This window comes from Pseudomonas sp. FG35 (assembly GCF_057809295.1).
This window is the reverse complement of record NZ_JBMDJR010000005.1, coordinates 81,796-100,338: the sequence shown is the minus strand read 5'-3', so window position 1 is coordinate 100,338 and position 18,543 is coordinate 81,796. Positions and strand designations below refer to the sequence as shown.

16 protein-coding genes are annotated in these 18,543 nt (G+C 55.0%); 3 read left to right on the top strand and 13 right to left on the bottom strand.

The window, feature by feature from the left end; genetic code table 11:
* Positions 1-28: 28 nt before the first annotated feature.
* Entirely contained in the window at positions 29-1,591 is a 1,563-nt protein-coding gene (locus tag ACODTD_RS11790) for a TnsD family Tn7-like transposition protein (protein WP_489104860.1), read from the bottom strand.
* Positions 1,592-2,306: 715 nt separating this feature from the next.
* On the opposite strand from ACODTD_RS11790, the gene ACODTD_RS11785 reads away from it, so the two are divergent.
* From ACODTD_RS11785 to ACODTD_RS11775, 3 genes are read left to right on the top strand one after another with little or no spacing between them, the layout of a single operon-like run.
* The gene (locus tag ACODTD_RS11785) at positions 2,307-3,269 is read left to right on the top strand and encodes a PDDEXK family nuclease (protein WP_489104859.1); all 963 of its coding nucleotides are present in this window, start codon (positions 2,307-2,309) and stop codon (positions 3,267-3,269) included.
* On the top strand, positions 3,266-5,263 hold the full coding sequence (locus ACODTD_RS11780; protein ID WP_489104858.1) for a transposase: 1,998 nt from the start codon (positions 3,266-3,268) through the stop codon (positions 5,261-5,263). The genes ACODTD_RS11785 and ACODTD_RS11780 overlap by 4 nt, the downstream gene beginning before the upstream one ends.
* A complete protein-coding gene (locus ACODTD_RS11775) occupies positions 5,260-6,573 on the top strand; it encodes an ATP-binding protein (protein WP_489104857.1) in 1,314 nt (437 codons plus the stop codon). Before ACODTD_RS11780 ends, ACODTD_RS11775 begins: the two co-directional genes overlap by 4 nt.
* Positions 6,574-6,575: 2 nt before the next feature.
* Here ACODTD_RS11775 and ACODTD_RS11770 read toward each other — a convergent pair whose 3' ends face one another.
* The 12 genes from ACODTD_RS11770 to atpB all read right to left on the bottom strand — a co-directional run bounded on the left by ACODTD_RS11770 (position 6,576) and on the right by atpB (position 18,533).
* Positions 6,576-7,334 carry a hypothetical protein gene (locus ACODTD_RS11770; RefSeq protein ID WP_489104856.1) on the bottom strand — a complete coding sequence of 253 codons (759 nt, stop codon included), beginning with the start codon at positions 7,332-7,334 and terminating at the stop codon, positions 6,576-6,578.
* A 281-nt stretch (positions 7,335-7,615) separates the two neighbouring features.
* Positions 7,616-9,448, bottom strand: a complete 1,833-nt coding sequence (glmS, locus tag ACODTD_RS11765) for a glutamine--fructose-6-phosphate transaminase (isomerizing) (protein ID WP_011336713.1) — start codon at positions 9,446-9,448, stop codon at positions 7,616-7,618.
* Between the two features lie 2 nt (positions 9,449-9,450).
* Positions 9,451-10,227 (bottom strand): DeoR/GlpR family DNA-binding transcription regulator, encoded by a 777-nt coding sequence (locus ACODTD_RS11760; protein WP_011336714.1) that lies wholly within the window; start codon positions 10,225-10,227, stop codon positions 9,451-9,453.
* A gap of 129 nt (positions 10,228-10,356) precedes the next feature.
* Entirely contained in the window at positions 10,357-11,724 is a 1,368-nt protein-coding gene (gene glmU, locus ACODTD_RS11755; RefSeq protein WP_489104855.1) for a bifunctional UDP-N-acetylglucosamine diphosphorylase/glucosamine-1-phosphate N-acetyltransferase GlmU, read from the bottom strand.
* Positions 11,725-11,842: 118 nt separating this feature from the next.
* Positions 11,843-12,268 (bottom strand): F0F1 ATP synthase subunit epsilon, encoded by a 426-nt coding sequence (locus ACODTD_RS11750; protein WP_007954164.1) that lies wholly within the window; start codon positions 12,266-12,268, stop codon positions 11,843-11,845.
* Positions 12,269-12,313: 45 nt separating this feature from the next.
* Positions 12,314-13,690 carry a F0F1 ATP synthase subunit beta gene (gene atpD / locus ACODTD_RS11745; RefSeq protein WP_007954162.1) on the bottom strand — a complete coding sequence of 459 codons (1,377 nt, stop codon included), beginning with the start codon at positions 13,688-13,690 and terminating at the stop codon, positions 12,314-12,316.
* 27 nt (positions 13,691-13,717) lie between these two features.
* Positions 13,718-14,578, bottom strand: coding sequence for a F0F1 ATP synthase subunit gamma (atpG, locus tag ACODTD_RS11740; RefSeq protein ID WP_007954161.1), 861 nt, complete (start codon positions 14,576-14,578; stop codon positions 13,718-13,720).
* A gap of 50 nt (positions 14,579-14,628) precedes the next feature.
* Positions 14,629-16,173: a F0F1 ATP synthase subunit alpha gene (gene atpA / locus ACODTD_RS11735; RefSeq protein WP_011336716.1), complete on the bottom strand. Its 1,545-nt coding sequence runs from the start codon at positions 16,171-16,173 to the stop codon at positions 14,629-14,631.
* A 21-nt stretch (positions 16,174-16,194) separates the two neighbouring features.
* Complete coding sequence (locus tag ACODTD_RS11730) at positions 16,195-16,731, bottom strand: F0F1 ATP synthase subunit delta (RefSeq protein ID WP_011336717.1); 537 nt, start codon at positions 16,729-16,731, stop codon at positions 16,195-16,197.
* Between the two features lie 12 nt (positions 16,732-16,743).
* Positions 16,744-17,214, bottom strand: coding sequence for a F0F1 ATP synthase subunit B (locus ACODTD_RS11725; protein WP_011336718.1), 471 nt, complete (start codon positions 17,212-17,214; stop codon positions 16,744-16,746).
* A 57-nt stretch (positions 17,215-17,271) separates the two neighbouring features.
* Complete coding sequence (gene atpE / locus ACODTD_RS11720; RefSeq protein WP_003097235.1) at positions 17,272-17,529, bottom strand: F0F1 ATP synthase subunit C; 258 nt, start codon at positions 17,527-17,529, stop codon at positions 17,272-17,274.
* A 134-nt stretch (positions 17,530-17,663) separates the two neighbouring features.
* Positions 17,664-18,533, bottom strand: a complete 870-nt coding sequence (gene atpB / locus ACODTD_RS11715) for a F0F1 ATP synthase subunit A (protein WP_007954148.1) — start codon at positions 18,531-18,533, stop codon at positions 17,664-17,666.
* Positions 18,534-18,543 lie beyond the last annotated feature (10 nt).

The following is an 18,543-nucleotide window of genomic DNA, read 5'->3' as shown; positions in this document are numbered from 1 at the left end:
GATGCACACCTGGGCGATCAGTACGGCCCTATCGTTTGAACAGCAGCTTCATGTAGGCCCGAGTTCGCGGATATCGATCTCGACGTTCCAGACGCTGTGCAAGGCGTGGGAGCAGGGAGAAGATCTGCGACTGCTTGAGACACAGGTTCTGATCCGATCCGAATCGCCGAATAATCTCAGCTTCCAACTCACGTTGCAGTCCATCGTCCCTGCTCTCCCAATCGACTCGCGGATTAGGGTTTCTAGCAGGTTTGGGCACTTGACTAGCCTGCGCATACAACCACTCTCTGTCGTGACGATGCAGCCAGGTGTAAAGCGATTGGCATTCGCGGCGAAGCTCAGTGAGAGAATGCGATGGAAACCGCGACTGAAGCTCAGCCCATCGTAAGCGATGATCAGCCTGATCGAGAGCCATTCGTCGAGCCTCCCATGACGCTTGAACGCCACGCTCCGCGCGGAGCAGCTTGTTCACCGTGGATATGGTGAGTTGAAACTCCCGGCAAATTTCATTCTTTGCCGTTCCTTCAGCAAGTCGGCTCAGTAGATGTGCCCTGAATTCAGACTTGAGCCGCTTCGGCCGAGGGTGGCCCTTTCTGTTTGCCGGTGATACTGAAACCTCAAGTACTGGGGGTGACGTCGGAAGTGCCGAAAGTGCTTTCCGCTGAGCACAAGCGACATCGTGGCATACCGCAAAGGACGAAACCTCGCCGAATAGCCAAGTAATCATCACCAGGTGTTTGAGTGGATGAATGTGCCGCCGTGGTGACCGCACCATTTGACTGATGAAGCTGGTGGCGGCGGTCTCAGTGGATGGTAGCCCACCATATGGACGAAACCTTCGCAAAGGGCTGATATGCGTCAACAGGCTCTGTGCCGCGCTTTCTGTTGGTAGCCACTTGCGGTAGAGCTGGGCGACCATTACTGGATCAAAGTGCTTTGCCAAGCCTAGAGACCCCAACTCGCGGCACACCGAGGCCAGTTGAGCGAGGCGCTCCCGTTCCAGGGAGGTGATCGCGCCATAATCCGAATCGCGTAATGTGCCTGCGCAGGGCATCGTCCAAGTGAAGCGCCCACACCAACGGCGATTTTGGCTGCATTCGCAAAGCACTTCACTGTGCTCAGGGCATACCACCACGCCTGGGTACTGATGGGATAGATGCCAATATGAGACCCCACACGAGTCCAGATCCCGAGCCATGCAGGACCGGCATGCTCGCAAAGGATGATCAGCACCGAATCCTCCACAAACGAGGCCGAGTTGGTACTTCAGCGGTCCAAGCGATGGGCCTCTGATTTGAACAAGGGCGCCGGCGACTGAGCTATCCGACTGAAAAGGGGAGAAGAACGGGAAAATGGTGCGCTGTTCGATGATGGAGATGGCTTCTCCCCAAAGGCCCGAGGTGTTCCGCTCGAAAGCATCCAGACCACAAGGCACATCGTGCTTGATGCACCGCTCTGAGAGGCTGAACAGCTGCTCGGTAGTCGCAGCTGGGCGGAGGTGACCAGACAGGAAATGCAGACGACTGCAAAGACTGAAGAACGTCTCTCCCGGTAGCCAAGCGAGGGAAAGTCCAAAACAAGAGGTAGCCATAGGCACCTCTCCATGCGAGAGGTTTCTCGGGCACGCAAACGTGCTGTGGATAACTTATTGTAGCCGGATGGCAGATGTGGATAGTTTGTTTGGAACTATCAGATAGCGTAGATATTCAGCTACGTCTTAGCAGTGTGGATAACTTTTAAGTTATCCAACGAAGAGCAATTGAAACCTTTTGCACACATTAACCATACAAACTTACGCTATATCAAGCAGCTAGGGAAGGGACCGGAATCTCGTGTGCGCTGTGCAAAAAGCTTTTAAGGTTGTCAACACCGCTTTCATAGCGTTACCATGCGCAGTAATCGCTATAGGCTTAACTGCGAACCGATCTAAAAAAGCATACATAGCGGCGTATGCTAAGTCTCCAAACTTCGCTCTGCGCCAAGAGCAAAAAGTTCGCTGCCAATTAAATAGCCAAGTTATAGAATATAAAGAGGTAAGCGGTATGAAGAATTCTGGTTAGCTTTTCGGGGAGCCAGAATAGACAAAGGCCTGAGTTTTACCCCAAGCCCCTGTGTCAAGATTAGTGCCCTGACACAGCCATTGTCTATCCGCATGCGCGGGGCGTCAAGTCCTGCGGTCCCCCTTCGTCCCTTGAAACGTAAATCCGGGTGCCCCAACAGCACCAGGTCGTGTGCGTACGCCTTTCGTACGCATGTACTCCACTTGGCCACCGCTGGCAGAACAAGTGGTATGGGTATGGACAATAATGATTTCTGAAAAAACGCTGAAGCGGATTAGAGACCGCCAGGGCAATTTCCGGTGGGGGGACGATTACGTTCCCGCCATTTGTGCTGTACCAGGTGAAGCCCCGAAGAGTTCGAGGATCTGCCGCCTTAACAGCCGAAAGCTCGGCCGCACACTTCACCTGCTATCCATTCCTGAACGAGTGTTCACACAACTGGCGTTGTTCAATCCAGCAGTGTTTGAAATTCATGAGCAAAAAATGCTGCACCCGGTGCCGCATGTACATCCCCTGCATGGCCACCCTTTCGCCCTTGGCTTGAGTCTCAGTCCTCTAGTCGGAACTCTCGCCGCAGCAAAAGATATAGGGATGGACCATGCCAAGGTGGTGATAGAAACGCCGTGCGGCGAACGCCAGTGGTCCGCCTACCCATACCTGGGTGACCTACTGATCTACCTCCGCGAGCCGGGCACGGCGCCCTTTGCTCTAAACTGGAACATCAAACTTTCCAAGTTTGATTTTATGGAGAAACGGCGTTCAGCGGTTAAATCATTAGAGGCGCGAAGAAAAGATCGTGAACGCGCAGAGTTACGCCTTCACCTTGAAGAAACTTATTATGCAAGCGCCGGCATCAGAACAGTAAATCTCTCGCTCGACGATATTGACCCTATTGTTGTAGCCAATCTAGATCAGATTTTTGGTTTACATGACCGTCCTCTCAGCCTTGACCAAAATTTACTGGAGGACTTCAGCCACCAATTACAAGAAGATTTTAATATTGGCCGCCCTCCGGCACTGGCGGCCATCACCTATGGCAACAAGTGGGGACATCGCGACCAGTTCATCGCCCGCATATATCAAGATATTTGGAATAGATCGCTACCAGTAGACTTATTTCAATACATACAGATCGACCAACCACTTGGGCAGGCCAGGTGCGAAGTGATTGAGCACTATCGCCATTTTTTCTCGGAAGCCGCTCTATGATGGCGGGATCTCGACTGATTGCACCACAAGGCTGCGGTGAACTCGTAAAAGGAAAGGAATACCACTTTCTCATCAGTGATGGCGGGTGTAACCGTGTCCGCTTGGTCGAATTCGATGAAAAAGGGTCATCTGCGAAGCTGCACACGATGACCCGGCTGCGCTTCGAAGCGGCGCTGGAGGCTGGTGAGATCGTAGAGACAGGTAGCCATGATTATCCGCCATGGCTGACAGCGGCAGCAGGCATCGAAACCAAATGGCGCGAAAGCCGCCGCGTTAGCTCGAAACGGTCGTACGAGGAGATAGTTGACGGCCGCCTACTGAGGATCGTAGAACTTATTCCAAAGAGAGCAGAGATACTGGCCTCGGACGACCCGGAGGCAGTTATTAATGCTCACGCTAGGACTTCAAGGCCGAGGCAGCACCCCGCACGTATCCGGCTATGGTTCTTTACTTATCTCGTATTTGGGCAAACAAAATGGGCATTGATGCCCCGCTTGGACGCATGTGGAAAATGGGACAGAAGTGAGAAAACCGATAAGAAACTGGGTCGCCCATCCGGCCAAGGCCAGAATCATGGATATCCCATAACTCCTGACATGAAGGAGAAAATCCTAACTGCCTTCTCGAAGCACTCACGGGTAGACAAGACCAAGGACGACATCTACGGGGATTCACTGCGAAAGACATTTGGTTGCCGTACTCGCCAGGGCTCAGCGGGGAAAGAGTTCTACCATCCCGACGGTGAGCCTTATCCAAGCTTCAATCAGTTCTGGAATTGGGTACAACGGCTAACAAACCCCTCTGCCCTTGCGCAAGCGATGAAAGGGCCAAGCGCTGCGCGTGCAAAATCCGGCGACATTGGGAGCTTTGCGCAAATGATAGGTAACCTCAATCAGCGATTAGAATTTGATGGTTATTATCCAGAGGAAAAATTATCTGGGTTCATCGAAGGATCGCCACTGGATTCATTTTGTGTGGTGAGAGCAGTATGTGCACTTTCAGGAGCCGTTGTAGGTATAGGCTTTGCCAGAGGCAGGGAAAGCTTGGAGGCGTACCGGATGGCCCTATTTTGCATTGCAATCGGCAAGGTTAAATACTGCAAGCTATTTGGTATGAATATCAAACCTGAGGAGTGGCCCTGCGAAGGACTCTCAAGCCAGATGATATTCGATAGAGGTCCAGGAGTGCATATAGATGTCTCTGGTGCAAAAGAATGGTTAGGCCGCTTGGAAATTACCCCTACACATTCTGGGCAATCTAAAGCCACAGTTGAATCCTCTCATCCTAGAGATAAAAAGTTCAAAGATCAGCCGGCACATGTTCATAGCGGCCTCAATCTTGTTGAAATGTCACGTCGAGAGATACGTCGGGTTATCAAGGACAATGAAACATCCGACGCTAGCGACCGTATGGATGAGGAAATGTGGCTGGAAGGCTTCTCGCCGACCCCTCTGAACGTATGGAACTATCACGATGCGCTTGGCCGCAATCATGGCATCAAGATGTCGCCAGAAGAAGCTGTAAGGGAATTTTTGACGCCTTTGCCTGCGGTGATCAGGGAAAAAGGTGTCTATTTATTCGGGAGAAAGTACAACTCAAAAGAATTGACCGATACAGGTATATTTGACCGAGTTGCTGGTGGTCGCGTGATTCACGCAACAGCATATACCATGACAATGTGCGTTCGACACATATGGATAGAGGTTGAGGGAAGGCTTTACGAACTCAACTGCGTTTTCACCGCAAGCACAAGACGTGGCAGCACGGACATCTCGCTCGAAGACCTTCAGTACATCAACGAATCACGTCTCCGGGCTCAAGCAAAACGCAGAAAAGAAAAAATTGCCATTGATCAGCATCACTATCAAGAGTTTGAAAATGAGACGGGCAAGCCTTGGCATGCTGGAGTGAGAAAGTCAGGGCGTCCGGCTAAGAGTCTTGAAACACAGCGAGACTTAGATGATCAAAGACGACTGGTAGGTAATAAGCCATGATTGAAAGACTGCGAACCAGATTCGATGGTTTGATTGACATCGAGCACATACGGAAAAAGGTAACAGTCCGACCAAAACCCGTCGGCGACATAGATCGACTACCACCTATGTTAGCTGCACACATCCTTGATATGTCACTAAGACAAATTTACCTGCCAAATCAATTCAGTTTAGAGCTTATTGCAGAGCTAGTGGGGAAAGCAGCACTCCATTCGGCAATACGTTCCGAAACAGAACAAACGTTTGTCAAAGGCATGTACTACCCTATAACAGCCGAAACTTTCCCAATCTGCCTTACTGGCTTAGCGGGTGTGGGTAAATCGGCAACCATCGAAGCGCTACTTCGCGCTATGCCCGGCCCTACTGAGTTCAAGCTAAATCATTACATGGAACCTCAAACAGCCGAGTCTTACTGGTACGCCAGCGCTAAAGGTAAAGCGTCTGGTAAGCAGCTGCTCACGGATTTTCTTGGCATTGAAGCGACTACACGAGAGAACACTGCAATCCTCAGATTAAGAGCGCAGCAGCAAGCACATCAACGCGGTATCTCGCTGGCAATTCTTGAGGAAATGCAGCATTTAACACCTGGGAAAGGGGCAGCCCTTACAACCGACATACTGCTTACTATGTCCGGCCTTGGCTTACCCATGGTGTACGTATCTAATTTCAGTTTGGGACATAAGCTGCTTAAACGTAATCAGGAAGACACCCAACGCCTAGTCGCAGAGCCGAGAATCATGTGGCCAGACGCCCTAGAGTCAAAAATCTGGGCTGAATTCATAGACGAATGTATTACCGTGAGTGATGGTCGAATTCGGGCCAATCCCAAAGATTTTTCTTACGAAATCTATCGCGGGAGCTATGGGCTAAAGCGTGCAGCCATTCACCTAATGGTACAGGCATATATCCAGGCTCGTTCCTCAAATCGCGCATGGGTTGAAATTGAGGATGTGCAGAGGGCTTATGCCTCAAGCTCATATTATTCGTACCGGGTGGACGTTGAGGAACTGGAGCGGATTGCTATTCAAAAGAACTCCAAACGTGATGACCTCAATTGCCCATTTGGCTCTCCCATAAACTCGAATGTGGTGCAGTTCGTTAGGAAGGAGCGCGATCATCGTGTCGCTCAAGCTGCTTTCAAAGGTGCGCTGACGGCTGAAGAGCGTGAAGCTCATAAAAGCTTGAAGCTGGATACCGACATGAAGGCTCAAAACCCGAAGCCCCTTAAGCGACCGCCTTTAGGAAAACCTACAAATGATGATTTGGGGAATGCGTTCAGCGATTATTTCGGCGACAAGGAGGACAATTAATCCTAATACCTGTCTTGGTACTCAACACGCATCAGGTCATCTATGTTGCGAACCAGCTTATCTGTTTCACGCAGACTGTCTACTAAAGCAGCAAAGCTGCCATACAACATTGCTATAACTTCAATAATATTATGAGAATACCTATCGTCAGGGCGATATTTCAACCATGTATCGGAAATTCCTTTAGAGTTTTTAAGCCTCCAATTTATCGCCATTAACTCCTCCTCACTAATACTTCCCTCCAGTGCCATTTTATTTGCCTGACCCGCAAGATGTTCTATAGCAGACTCCAAATCAACGGCAAATTTTGATTCTCCGATTTCCGCGAAGATTCTTGCGAATGTCAGTTTATATTCGTGTGGATTTTTCGTGGGTTCGCACTGATGGACATAGCTCCCTTTACACCCGCCCCAAAGCAGATCATGACCATATCTTTGGCGATGATATCGGATATCGTGTCTACATATAGGGCATTGTCTAAGCAGGATTGTATTGTGCTTCGCACATACCTCCACATATCTGTGGTCACGTCTCCAGTAAGGGAAACCAAGCGACTCAATGTCCTCTTTTACACAGTCAATGCAAATTCCAACTCGTTGACTTTCGGTTTCAAATCTCGTTTCGGAATCCTGATAATTGCATCTGGTATAGCTGGATTGGCCGAAGTCTGGAAAAACCCCTACCTGCGAATAACTCGTGTGTTCATGCAGCAGACGATTGAATTCATATGTATCAGCTCTGCCTAGCAGGTCAGCGATCACCCCGATAGACCATCCTCGCATGTAGTACCTGGATATTTTTTTGAGCTTTATCGACTCGGGTGATCGGGGGTCCAGGTAAAAATGCCTTTCGATGAAGGAGCGGAGAGACTCGTGCGGTTGGATGGTGAGCAGCAAGGAGGAGTACCCAATATTTCGAGGCACCAGAGGGGGCAGTAGAGGGATCTCTGCTCGGAGCCCCCAAAGGCTCCAAGCGAGACAGACTTTAATACTCAGAGACAGACTTTAATATTTACGATCAGGGGTGATCAGCTGTGGATAACTTATTCCACCGTCACCGACTTCGCCAGGTTACGCGGCTGATCCACGTCAGTGCCCTTGAGCACAGCGACGTAGTACGACAGCAGTTGCAGCGGAATGGTGTAGAGAATCGGCGACAGGATGTCGTGGATGTGCGGCATCTGCACCACGTGGGTGCCTTCGCCGTTGGTCATCCCGGCTTTTTCGTCGGCGAACACGATCAGTTCGCCGCCGCGGGCACGGACTTCCTGCAAGTTGGACTTGAGCTTCTCCAGCAGTTCGTTGTTCGGCGCGACGGTGACCACCGGCATGTCGTTATCCACAAGCGCCAGCGGGCCGTGTTTCAGTTCGCCGGCCGGGTAGGCTTCGGCGTGGATGTAAGAGATTTCCTTGAGCTTCAAGGCTCCTTCCATCGCCACCGGGAATTGCGCGCCACGACCCAGGAACAAGGTGTGGTTCTTCTCGGCGAACAGCTCGGCAATCTTTTCCACGGTGCCGTCCATCGCCAGGGCTTCGCCGAGGCGGGTTGGCAGACGGCGCAATTCTTCGACCAGTCTGGCTTCAACGCCATCGGCCAGCGTGCCACGTACCTGGCCCAGGGACAACGTCAGCAACAGCAGACCCACCAGTTGCGTGGTGAAGGCTTTGGTCGAGGCCACGCCGATTTCACGACCGGCCTGGGTCAGCAGGGTCAGGTCCGACTCGCGCACCAGCGAACTGATGCCGACGTTGCAGATCGCCAGGCTGGCGAGGAAGCCCAGTTCCTTCGCGTTGCGCAGGGCGGCCAGGGTGTCGGCGGTTTCGCCGGACTGGGAGATGGTGACGAACAGGGTATCCGGCTGCACCACCACCTTGCGGTAGCGGAATTCACTGGCGACTTCGACCTGGCATGGAATCCCGGCCAGCTCTTCGAGCCAGTAACGGGCAACCATGCCGGCGTGATAGCTGGTGCCGCACGCCACGATCTGCACGTTGCGCACCTTGACGAACAGCTCGGCGGCCTGCGGGCCGAACGCTTGTACCAGAACCTGATTCTCGCTCAGGCGACCTTCGAGGGTACGTTGCACCACGACCGGCTGCTCGTGGATTTCCTTGAGCATGTAGTGGCGGTACTCGCCTTTTTCTGCCGCTTCGGCGCCATCGCTGTACTGCACAGTCTGGCGCTCGACCGCCTGGCCGTTCACGTCCCAGATCTGCACGCTGTCACGGCGGATCTCGGCGATATCGCCCTCTTCCAGGTACATGAAGCGGTCGGTCACCTGACGCAGGGCCAATTGATCGGAGGCGAGGAAGTTCTCGCCCAGACCCAGGCCGATCACCAGCGGACTGCCGCTGCGGGCAGCGACCAGACGATCCGGCTGCTGCGCGTTGATTACCGCCAGACCGTAAGCACCGTGCAGTTCCTTGACGGTGGCCTTGAGGGCAACGGTCAGATCGTGCAGATCCTTGAGCTTGTGGGTGAGCAGGTGTGCAATGACTTCGGTGTCGGTGTCCGAGGTGAACACGTAACCCAGCGCCTTGAGTTGTTCGCGCAGCGCTTCGTGGTTTTCGATGATGCCGTTGTGCACCACGGCGATGCCGCCGGAGAAATGCGGGTGGGCGTTACGTTCGTTCGGCGCACCATGGGTTGCCCAGCGGGTGTGGGCAATACCGAGGCGACCGACCAGTGGGTGCTCGGCCAGCGCAGCATCCAGTTCACTGACCTTGCCCACCCGGCGCGTGCGCTCGAGGGTTCCGTCGTTGGTCAAGACAGCGACGCCTGCACTGTCATAGCCCCGGTATTCCAGACGCTTGAGGCCTTCGAGCAGGATGGCGGTGATATTACGTTCAGCAACGGCGCCGACAATTCCACACATGCTTATTTCTCCTGACTGACAGTCGCGCAAATCAAGTTGATACCGCGAGCCTGAATCTGATCGCGTGCATCTAAAGGCAGGCGATCATCGGTAATTAGGGTATGGACACTGCTCCATGGCAGCTCCAGGTTGGGAATCTTGCGGCCGATCTTGTCGGCTTCGACCATCACGATCACTTCCCGCGCCACTTCCGCCATCACCCGGCTCAGGCCGAGCAATTCATTGAACGTGGTGGTACCTCGTACCAGGTCGATGCCATCGGCACCGATAAACAACTGGTCGAAGTCGTAAGAGCGTAGTACCTGCTCGGCGACCTGGCCCTGAAAGGATTCCGAGTGCGGATCCCAGGTGCCGCCGGTCATCAGCAGCACAGGCTCGTGCTCGAGCTCACTCAGGGCGTTGGCCACGTGCAGGGAATTGGTCATCACCACCAGTCCCGGCTGCTGGCCGAGCTCGGGGATCATGGCGGCGGTGGTGCTGCCGCTGTCGATGATGATGCGGGCGTGTTCACGGATGCGTTTGACCGCAGCCCGGGCAATCGCCTGCTTGTATTTGGAAACGTTGAGGCTGGTGTCTGCCACCAGCTCCTGCGGCATGGTGATGGCTCCGCCGTAGCGACGCAGCAGCAGGCCATGACCTTCCAAGGCAGCGAGATCCTTGCGAATCGTAACTTCGGAAGTTTCGAAGCGCTTGGCCAGTTCATCCACACTCACCTCGCCCTGCTCATTGAGCAAAGCCAGAATGTTGTGACGGCGCTGAGGTGTGTTGCGTTTCGACATGGCTGACTAAGTTTCGATTCGAAAGATAACGGAAGCAATCAAAACCTATCAGCTGCAAATCGTCAAGCCGACGCCCATAAAAAAAGACCGCTGGCGGCGGTCTTTTTTGATTCCAGCGTTGTGGATAACTTAGCTCTTCTTGATCTTCTCTGGCCGCTTCCAGCCATCGATGTTCTTCTGCCGCGCACGACCTACGGCCAATTGCGCGTTATCCACATTCTGGGTGATGGTTGAACCGGCTGCGGTGGTTGCACCGGCAGAGATATCCACAGGCGCCACCAGCGAGTTGTTGGAACCGATGAACACATCCTCACCCAGCACGGTTTTCCACTTGTTGGCGCCGTCGTAGTTGCAGGTGATGGTGCCGGCGCCGATGTTGGTGCGGGCACCGATCTCCGCATCGCCCAGATAAGTCAGGTGGCCGGCCTTGGCGCCCTCCCCCATCCGGGCGTTTTTCAGTTCGACGAAGTTACCCACATGGGCGCGGGCCTCCAGCACAGTGCCCGGACGCAGTCGGGCAAACGGGCCGGCATCGCTGCCTTCGCCCAACACCGCACCTTCGATGTGGCTGTTGGCCTTGATCACCACGCCTTTGCGCAGGGTGCTGTTCTTGATCACGCAATTCGGGCCGATAACTACGTCGTCCTCAATGACGACCTTGCCTTCGAGAATCACGTTGATGTCGATCAGCACATCGCGACCCACGGTCACTTCGCCACGTACATCGAAACGGGCCGGGTCGCGCAGGGTGACACCCTGAGCCATCAGTCGACGACCGGCGCGCAACTGGTAATGACGCTCCAGCTCGGACAGTTGTTTGCGATCGTTGGCGCCCTGCACTTCCATCGGGTCGTGAGGTTGTTCGGTGGCGACCGTCAGGCCGTCGCTGACTGCCATCTCGATCACGTCGGTCAGGTAATACTCGCCCTGCGCGTTGTTGTTCGACAGGCGACTCATCCAGTCCGCCAGGCGATTGGCCGGCACCGCCAGGATGCCGGTGTTGCCTTCAGTGATCGCCCGCTGTGCTTCGCTGGCGTCCTTGTGTTCGACGATCGCGGCGACCTTGCCATCGGCATCGCGCACGATGCGACCATAACCGGTCGGGTCGTCCAGCTCGACGGTGAGCAAACCCATCTGCCCGGGTACAACGTGCATGAGCAGACGCTGCAGGGTCTCGACTTCGATCAACGGCACATCGCCGTAGAGAATCAGTACGGTATCGGCGGTGATGAACGGAACAGCCTGGGCGGTGGCGTGGCCAGTGCCCAGTTGCTTGTCCTGCAGCACGAAATTCAGATCGTCAGCGGCCAGACGCTCGCGTACCACATCAGCGCCGTGACCGATGACGACATGAATGCGCTGTGGATCAAGTTGACGGGCGCTGTGGATAACATGGCCAAGCATGGAATCGCCGGCAATCGGGTGCAGCACTTTTGGCAGCGCGGAACGCATGCGGGTGCCTTGACCGGCCGCGAGGATAACGATTTCAAGAGACATGACTGGCTACCAATCCTGGGTGGTCAGCAACTGCGACCGGGTTTGTAGAATTCTGAAAAGAAAAAAGGGTAGCCGAGGCTACCCTTTTTTATCAATCGCACAACAAGTGGCTGACGGATTAACCGCCAAACTTCTTGCGGATCTGCTGGACGGTGCGCAGCTGAGCTGCAGCCTCGGCCAGACGTGCGGACGCAGCTCCGTAGTCGAAATCTGCGCTCTTCTCATGCAGAGCAGCTTCGGCAGCCTTGAGAGCTGCTTGAGCCTGAGCTTCATCCAGGTCGGCGGCACGTTGCACGGTATCGGCAAGCACCTTGACCATGTTCGGCTGAACCTCGAGGAAACCACCGGAGATGTAGAACACCTCGGCTTCCCCGCCTTGCTTGATCAGGCGGATCGGACCTGGCTTCAGATTAGTGATCAGCGGCGCGTGGCCCAGAGCGATACCAAGATCACCCAGAGCACCGTGCGCAATCACCATCTCGACCAGGCCGGAAAAGATTTCTCCTTCCGCGCTGACGATGTCGCAATGGACTGTCATAGCCATCTGATTGCCTCAACCTAAATTAGCGCCCGTTGCCGGGCGCCTGGATTACAGTTTCTTGGCTTTCTCGATCGCTTCTTCGATGCCGCCGACCATGTAGAACGCTTGTTCTGGCAGGTGGTCGTAGTCACCGTTGAGGATGCCTTTGAAGCCAGCAATGGTGTCTTTCAGGGAAACGTATTTACCCGAAGCACCGGTGAAGACTTCAGCCACGAAGAACGGCTGCGACAAGAAGCGCTGGATCTTACGAGCACGGTTTACCAACTGCTTGTCGGCTTCCGACAGCTCGTCCATACCCAGGATCGCGATGATGTCCTTCAGCTCTTTGTAACGCTGCAGCACGTACTGAACACCACGAGCGGTCTCGTAGTGATCGTTGCCGATCACGTTCGGGTCCAGCTGACGCGAAGTCGAGTCCAGTGGGTCTACCGCCGGGTAGATACCCAGAGAAGCGATGTCACGGGACAGAACGACGGTGGCGTCCAGGTGAGCAAACGTGGTCGCTGGCGACGGGTCAGTCAAGTCGTCCGCTGGTACGTATACGGCCTGGATCGAAGTAATCGAACCTTGCTTGGTCGAAGTGATGCGCTCTTGCAGCACGCCCATCTCTTCAGCCAGGGTCGGCTGGTAACCTACTGCCGAAGGCATACGGCCCAGCAGTGCGGATACTTCGGTACCGGCCAGGGTGTAACGATAGATGTTGTCGACGAACAGCAGAACGTCGTTACCTTCGTCACGGAACTTCTCGGCCATGGTCAGACCGGTCAGCGCTACGCGCAGACGGTTTCCCGGTGGCTCGTTCATCTGACCGTAGACCAGGGCTACCTTGTCGAGAACGTTGGAGTCCTTCATCTCGTGGTAGAAGTCGTTACCCTCACGAGTACGCTCACCCACACCGGCGAACACGGAATAACCGCTGTGCTCGATGGCGATGTTACGGATCAGTTCCATCATGTTTACGGTCTTGCCTACACCGGCACCACCGAACAGACCGACTTTACCGCCCTTGGCGAACGGGCAAACCAGGTCGATAACCTTGATGCCTGTTTCCAGCAGCTCGTTGCCACCGGCTTGTTCAGCGAAGGAAGGAGCGGCGCGGTGGATACCCCAGCGCTCTTCTTCGCCGATCGGGCCAGCTTCGTCGATCGGGTTGCCCAGTACGTCCATGATCCGGCCCAGAGTCGCTTTACCGACCGGTACGGAGATGGCTGCGCCAGTGTTGTTGACGTCCAGACCGCGCTTCAAGCCTTCGGTGGAGCCCATCGCAATGGTACGAACCACGCCGTCGCCCAGCTGCTGCTGAACTTCCAGAGTGGTTTCGGCGCCTTGAACCTTCAAGGCGTCGTAGATGCTCGGTACGCTGTCGCGTGGAAATTCCACGTCGATAACGGCGCCGATGATTTGAACGATACGTCCGCTACTCATAGCTGGATCCTCTGAATATTTGAACCGTTAAACCGCGGCAGCGCCGCCGACGATTTCCGAGATCTCTTGGGTGATCGCAGCCTGACGCGCCTTGTTGTAGATCAGCTGCAAATCGCTGATCAAATCACCGGCGTTGTCGGTAGCGTTCTTCATCGCGATCATCCGCGCAGCCTGTTCAGCCGCGTTGTTCTCGACCACCGCCTGGTACACCTGCGACTCCACGTAACGCACCATCAAGCCGTCAAGCAGCTCTTTGGCGTCTGGTTCGTAGAGGTAGTCCCAGTGGTGCTTGAGTTCTTGATCCGGGGTCGCCACCAGTGGAATCAACTGCTCCACGGTAGGCTGTTGCGTCATGGTGTTGATGAACTTGTTGGATACCACGGACAGGCGGTCAATACGGCCGTCCAGATAGGCATCCAGCATCACCTTGACGCTGCCGATCAGATCATTGATCGACGGCTCTTCACCCAGGTGGCTGATAGCTGCAACGACGTTACCGCCGAAGTTGCGGAAAAAGGCCGCACCCTTGCTACCAACGACACACAGATCGATCTCGACGCCGTTTTCGCGGTTTACCGCCATGTCCTTGACCAGGGCCTTGAACAGGTTGGTGTTCAAGCCGCCGCACAGACCACGGTCACTGCTCACTACGACATAACCGACGCGCTTTACTTCGCGATCGATCATGAACGGGTGGCGGTATTCCGGGTTGGCGTTGGCCAGATGCCCAATTACCTGGCGGATACGCTCCGCATAAGGACGGCTAGCAGCCATGCGCATTTGTGCCTTGCGCATTTTGCTGACCGCCACTTTTTCCATGGCGCTGGTAATTTTTTGCGTGCTTTTGATGCTCGCAATCTTACTGCGAATCTCTTTTGCGCCTGCCATGTAACACCTATCAGGTTAGCAAGCGGGAGCCTTGCGGCTCCCGCTGCGGCTTACCAGGTTTGGGTGGCCTTGAACTTCTCGATACCAGCCTTCAGGCCAGCGTCGATTTCGTCATTGAAGTCACCTTTAACGTTGATCTTGGCCATCAAATCGGCGTGATCGCGGTTGAAGAAAGCGATCAGCGCTTGTTCGAAGCTGCCGATCTTGGTGATTTCGATGTCGGTCAGGAACCCACGCTCAGCGGCATACAGCGACAGCGACATGTCGGCGATCGACATTGGCGCGTATTGCTTCTGCTTCATCAGCTCGGTAACGCGCTGACCATGCTCAAGTTGCTTGCGGGTCGCTTCGTCCAGGTCAGAAGCGAACTGGGCGAATGCCGCCAGTTCACGGTACTGAGCCAGAGCGGTACGGATACCACCGGACAGCTTCTTGATGATCTTAGTCTGAGCGGCACCACCCACACGGGATACCGAAACACCGGCGTTCACTGCAGGGCGGATGCCCGAGTTGAACATGGCCGATTCCAGAAAGATCTGACCGTCGGTGATGGAAATCACGTTGGTCGGAACGAACGCGGAAACGTCGCCAGCCTGGGTTTCGATGATCGGCAGTGCGGTCAGGGAACCGGTTTTGCCGGTCACTGCGCCGTTGGTGAACTTCTCTACGTACTCTTCGGAAACGCGGGATGCGCGCTCCAGCAGACGGGAGTGGAGATAGAACACGTCGCCTGGGTAAGCTTCACGGCCTGGTGGACGGCGCAGCAGCAGGGAAATCTGGCGGTAAGCCACTGCTTGCTTGGACAGATCGTCATAAACGATCAGCGCGTCTTCACCGCGGTCGCGGAAGAATTCACCCATGGTGCAACCGGAGTACGGAGCCAGGAATTGCAGTGCTGCAGATTCCGAAGCGCTCGCTGCAACGATGATGGTGTTAGCCAGTGCACCGTTTTCTTCCAGCTTGCGAACCACGTTGGCGATGGTCGATTGCTTCTGACCGATTGCCACGTAGACGCAGAAAATGCCGCTGTCTTTCTGGTTGATGATCGCGTCGATCGCCAGAGCGGTTTTACCGATCTGACGGTCACCGATGATCAGCTCACGCTGGCCACGGCCGACAGGGATCATGGCATCGACAGCCTTGTAGCCAGTCTGTACAGGCTGGTCTACCGACTTACGCCAGATCACGCCCGGAGCAACTTTCTCGACCGCGTCGGTCTCGGTGTTGCCCAGTGGACCTTTGCCGTCAACAGGGTTACCCAGTGCGTCGACAACGCGACCCAGCAGTTCCTTACCAACCGGAACTTCGAGGATGCGGCCGGTGCACTTGGCGCTCATGCCTTCAGCCAGAGTCGTGTATGCGCCCAGTACAACGGCACCTACGGAGTCTTGCTCCAGGTTGAGGGCCATACCGTAGACGCCGCCCGGAAACTCGATCATCTCGCCGTACATGACGTCGGCCAGACCGTGAATCCGCACGATACCGTCAGATACGCTGACGACAGTGCCTTCGTTACGGGCTTGGGAGGTCACATCGAGCTTTTCGATGCGGCCCTTGATAATTTCACTTATTTCGGAAGGATTGAGTTGCTGCATTGCTCTGCTGCCCCTTCAAACTCAAGATTTCAATGCTTCGGCAAGTTTCGCGATTTTGCCGCGAATCGAGCCATCGATAACCAGGTCGCCGGCGCGGATGACCACCCCCCCGATAAGGGAGCTGTCTTCCTCGACTTGCAGGCGCACTTCCCGGTTGAGTCGTGCACTGAGAACCTTGGCGAGTTTGTCTTGCTGTTCTTGGTTCAATGCAAAAGCACTGGTCACTTCAACGTCTACCGATTTCTCTTGCTCGGCCTTGTACAGGTCAAACAGAGCGGCGATCTCCGGCAGAAGCGGGAGACGGTCGTTTTCGGCAACGACATTGATGAAGTTCTGTGCCTTGGCATCAAACTTGTCGCCGCACACGTCAATGAACGTGGCGGCCTTTTCTGCGCTCGTCAGTCGCGGGGCCTTGAGCACGCGCTGCATGGTGTCGTCTTGCGACACCGCTGCTGCCAGGCCGAGCATGGCTGACCAATTGGCCAGTTGCTGGTGGGCCTGAGCGTGCTCGAAGGCCGCCTTAGCGTAAGGTCGGGCCAACGTGGTCAGTTCTGCCATGATCGCCCTCGCTTAGATTTCAGCAGCCAGTTGGTTAACCAGCTCTGCGTGCGCGTTTTGATCGATTGTGGCACCCAGGATCTTCTCGGCGCCGCCGACAGCCAGCAAGCCCACTTGGGCGCGCAGCTTGTCTTTGACGCTGTTCAGTTCCTGTTCGATCTCGGCTTGAGCCTGAACCTTCACACGGTCAGCGTCGATGCGGGCCTTTTCAACGGCCTCTTCGACAATCTGGTTACCGCGTTTCTTGGCTTGCTCGATGATTTCAGCTGCCTGAGCTTTCGCTTCGCGCAGTTGCTGACCCGCTTTTTCTTGGGCCAACTCCAGGTCGCGAGCTGCACGGCTGGCAGCGTCCAGACCATCAGCGATCTTCTTTTGACGTTCGTGCAGAGCTGCGATGACCGGAGGCCATACGAACTTCATGCAGAACAGTACAAAAATCAGGAACGCAACGGACTGGCCAATCAGGGTCGCATTAATGTTCACGCCAACACCTCGCAGTTACGTTGTCCATCACACCAAATCACTCGGAGATCCGAATGATTAGCCAGCGATCTGACCAACGAACGGGTTCGCAAAGGTGAAGAACAGAGCGATACCAACACCGATCATGGTTACGGCGTCGAGCAGACCGGCAACGATGAACATTTTAACTTGCAGCATTGGAACCATTTCTGGCTGACGCGCTGCGCCTTCCAGGAACTTGCCGCCCAGCAGGCCGAAACCAATTGCGGTACCCAGTGCGCCCAGGCCGATCAACAGTGCAACAGCGATAGCGGTTAGACCAACTACAGTTTCCATCTTTCCTCCCGACTTTTACGTCGTATGGTTTAGGTTTTTTAGATTAAAGCGGTAAAACAAATCGTTTCATGGTGCCCCGTGAGGAGCCCCTTCCCGTTTGACCGGGAAGGACATCAGACTAGTCGAGACTGGTCTTAATGGTTTTCTTCGTGCGCCATCGACAGGTAAACGATGGTCAGCATCATGAAGATGAACGCCTGCAGGGTGATGATCAGGATGTGGAACACAGCCCACGCCCACTGCAGGACAACACCCAGGCCGCTCAGCCAGAGCAGGCCGCTGCCGAACATCACAGCGATCAGGATGAACACCAGCTCGCCGGCATACATGTTGCCGAACAGACGCAGAGCCAGAGAGATCGGTTTGGCGATCAGGGTCACGAATTCCAGCAGGAAGTTCACCGGGATCAGCAGAGCCTGAACGAAGATGTTCTTGCTGCCGAACGGGTGCAGGGTCAGCTCGCCGATGAAGCCGCCGAGGCCCTTGACCTTGATGCTATAGAAAATGATCAGTGCGAAAACCGAGAACGCCATGCCCAGGGTCGCGTTCGGGTCGGTAGTCGACACGGCGCGGAACGGGATGTGGTGATCGCCGGAGATCAGGATGGCCAGCTGAGGAATCCAGTCGACCGGTACCAGATCGACGGCGTTCATCAGAAACACCCAGACGAAGATGGTCAGTGCCAGCGGTGCGATCACCGGGCTACGGCCATGGAAGCTGTCTTTCACGCTGCCATCGACGAATTCGACCAGGACTTCAACGAAGTTCTGCAGTGCACCCGGCTGACCGGAAGTCGCCTTCTTGGCCGCCATGCGGAAAAGAAGAACGAAGATCAGACCCAGCGCGACCGACCAGCCGAGAGTATCGACGTGGAAAGCCCAGAAGCCCATTTCCTTGGCTTCTGCTGCGGTGTGGGCAAAGCCCCAGCCGCCGTTGGGTAGCTGACCGAAGGTCAGGTTCTGCAAGTGGTGCTGGATATAGCCCGAAGCGGTTGTTTCTGCCATGGTTGCCTCA

Excerpts from the sequence above, each read along its gene's own strand:
- ACODTD_RS11760 (WP_011336714.1), bottom strand. The coding sequence starts at position 10,227 with ATGTCGAAACGCAACACACCTCAGCGCCGTCACAACATTCTGGCTTTG.
- atpB (WP_007954148.1), bottom strand. The coding sequence starts at position 18,533 with ATGGCAGAAACAACCGCTTCGGGCTATATCCAGCACCACTTGCAGAAC.
- ACODTD_RS11780 (WP_489104858.1), top strand. The coding sequence starts at position 3,266 with ATGATGGCGGGATCTCGACTGATTGCACCACAAGGCTGCGGTGAACTC.
- glmS (WP_011336713.1), bottom strand. The coding sequence starts at position 9,448 with ATGTGTGGAATTGTCGGCGCCGTTGCTGAACGTAATATCACCGCCATC.
- ACODTD_RS11785 (WP_489104859.1), top strand. The coding sequence starts at position 2,307 with ATGATTTCTGAAAAAACGCTGAAGCGGATTAGAGACCGCCAGGGCAAT.
- atpA (WP_011336716.1), bottom strand. The coding sequence starts at position 16,173 with ATGCAGCAACTCAATCCTTCCGAAATAAGTGAAATTATCAAGGGCCGC.
- atpD (WP_007954162.1), bottom strand. The coding sequence starts at position 13,690 with ATGAGTAGCGGACGTATCGTTCAAATCATCGGCGCCGTTATCGACGTG.
- ACODTD_RS11775 (WP_489104857.1), top strand. The coding sequence starts at position 5,260 with ATGATTGAAAGACTGCGAACCAGATTCGATGGTTTGATTGACATCGAG.
- ACODTD_RS11750 (WP_007954164.1), bottom strand. The coding sequence starts at position 12,268 with ATGGCTATGACAGTCCATTGCGACATCGTCAGCGCGGAAGGAGAAATC.
- glmU (WP_489104855.1), bottom strand. The coding sequence starts at position 11,724 with ATGTCTCTTGAAATCGTTATCCTCGCGGCCGGTCAAGGCACCCGCATG.
- ACODTD_RS11790 (WP_489104860.1), bottom strand. The coding sequence starts at position 1,591 with ATGGCTACCTCTTGTTTTGGACTTTCCCTCGCTTGGCTACCGGGAGAG.
- ACODTD_RS11730 (WP_011336717.1), bottom strand. The coding sequence starts at position 16,731 with ATGGCAGAACTGACCACGTTGGCCCGACCTTACGCTAAGGCGGCCTTC.
- atpG (WP_007954161.1), bottom strand. The coding sequence starts at position 14,578 with ATGGCAGGCGCAAAAGAGATTCGCAGTAAGATTGCGAGCATCAAAAGC.
- atpE (WP_003097235.1), bottom strand. The coding sequence starts at position 17,529 with ATGGAAACTGTAGTTGGTCTAACCGCTATCGCTGTTGCACTGTTGATC.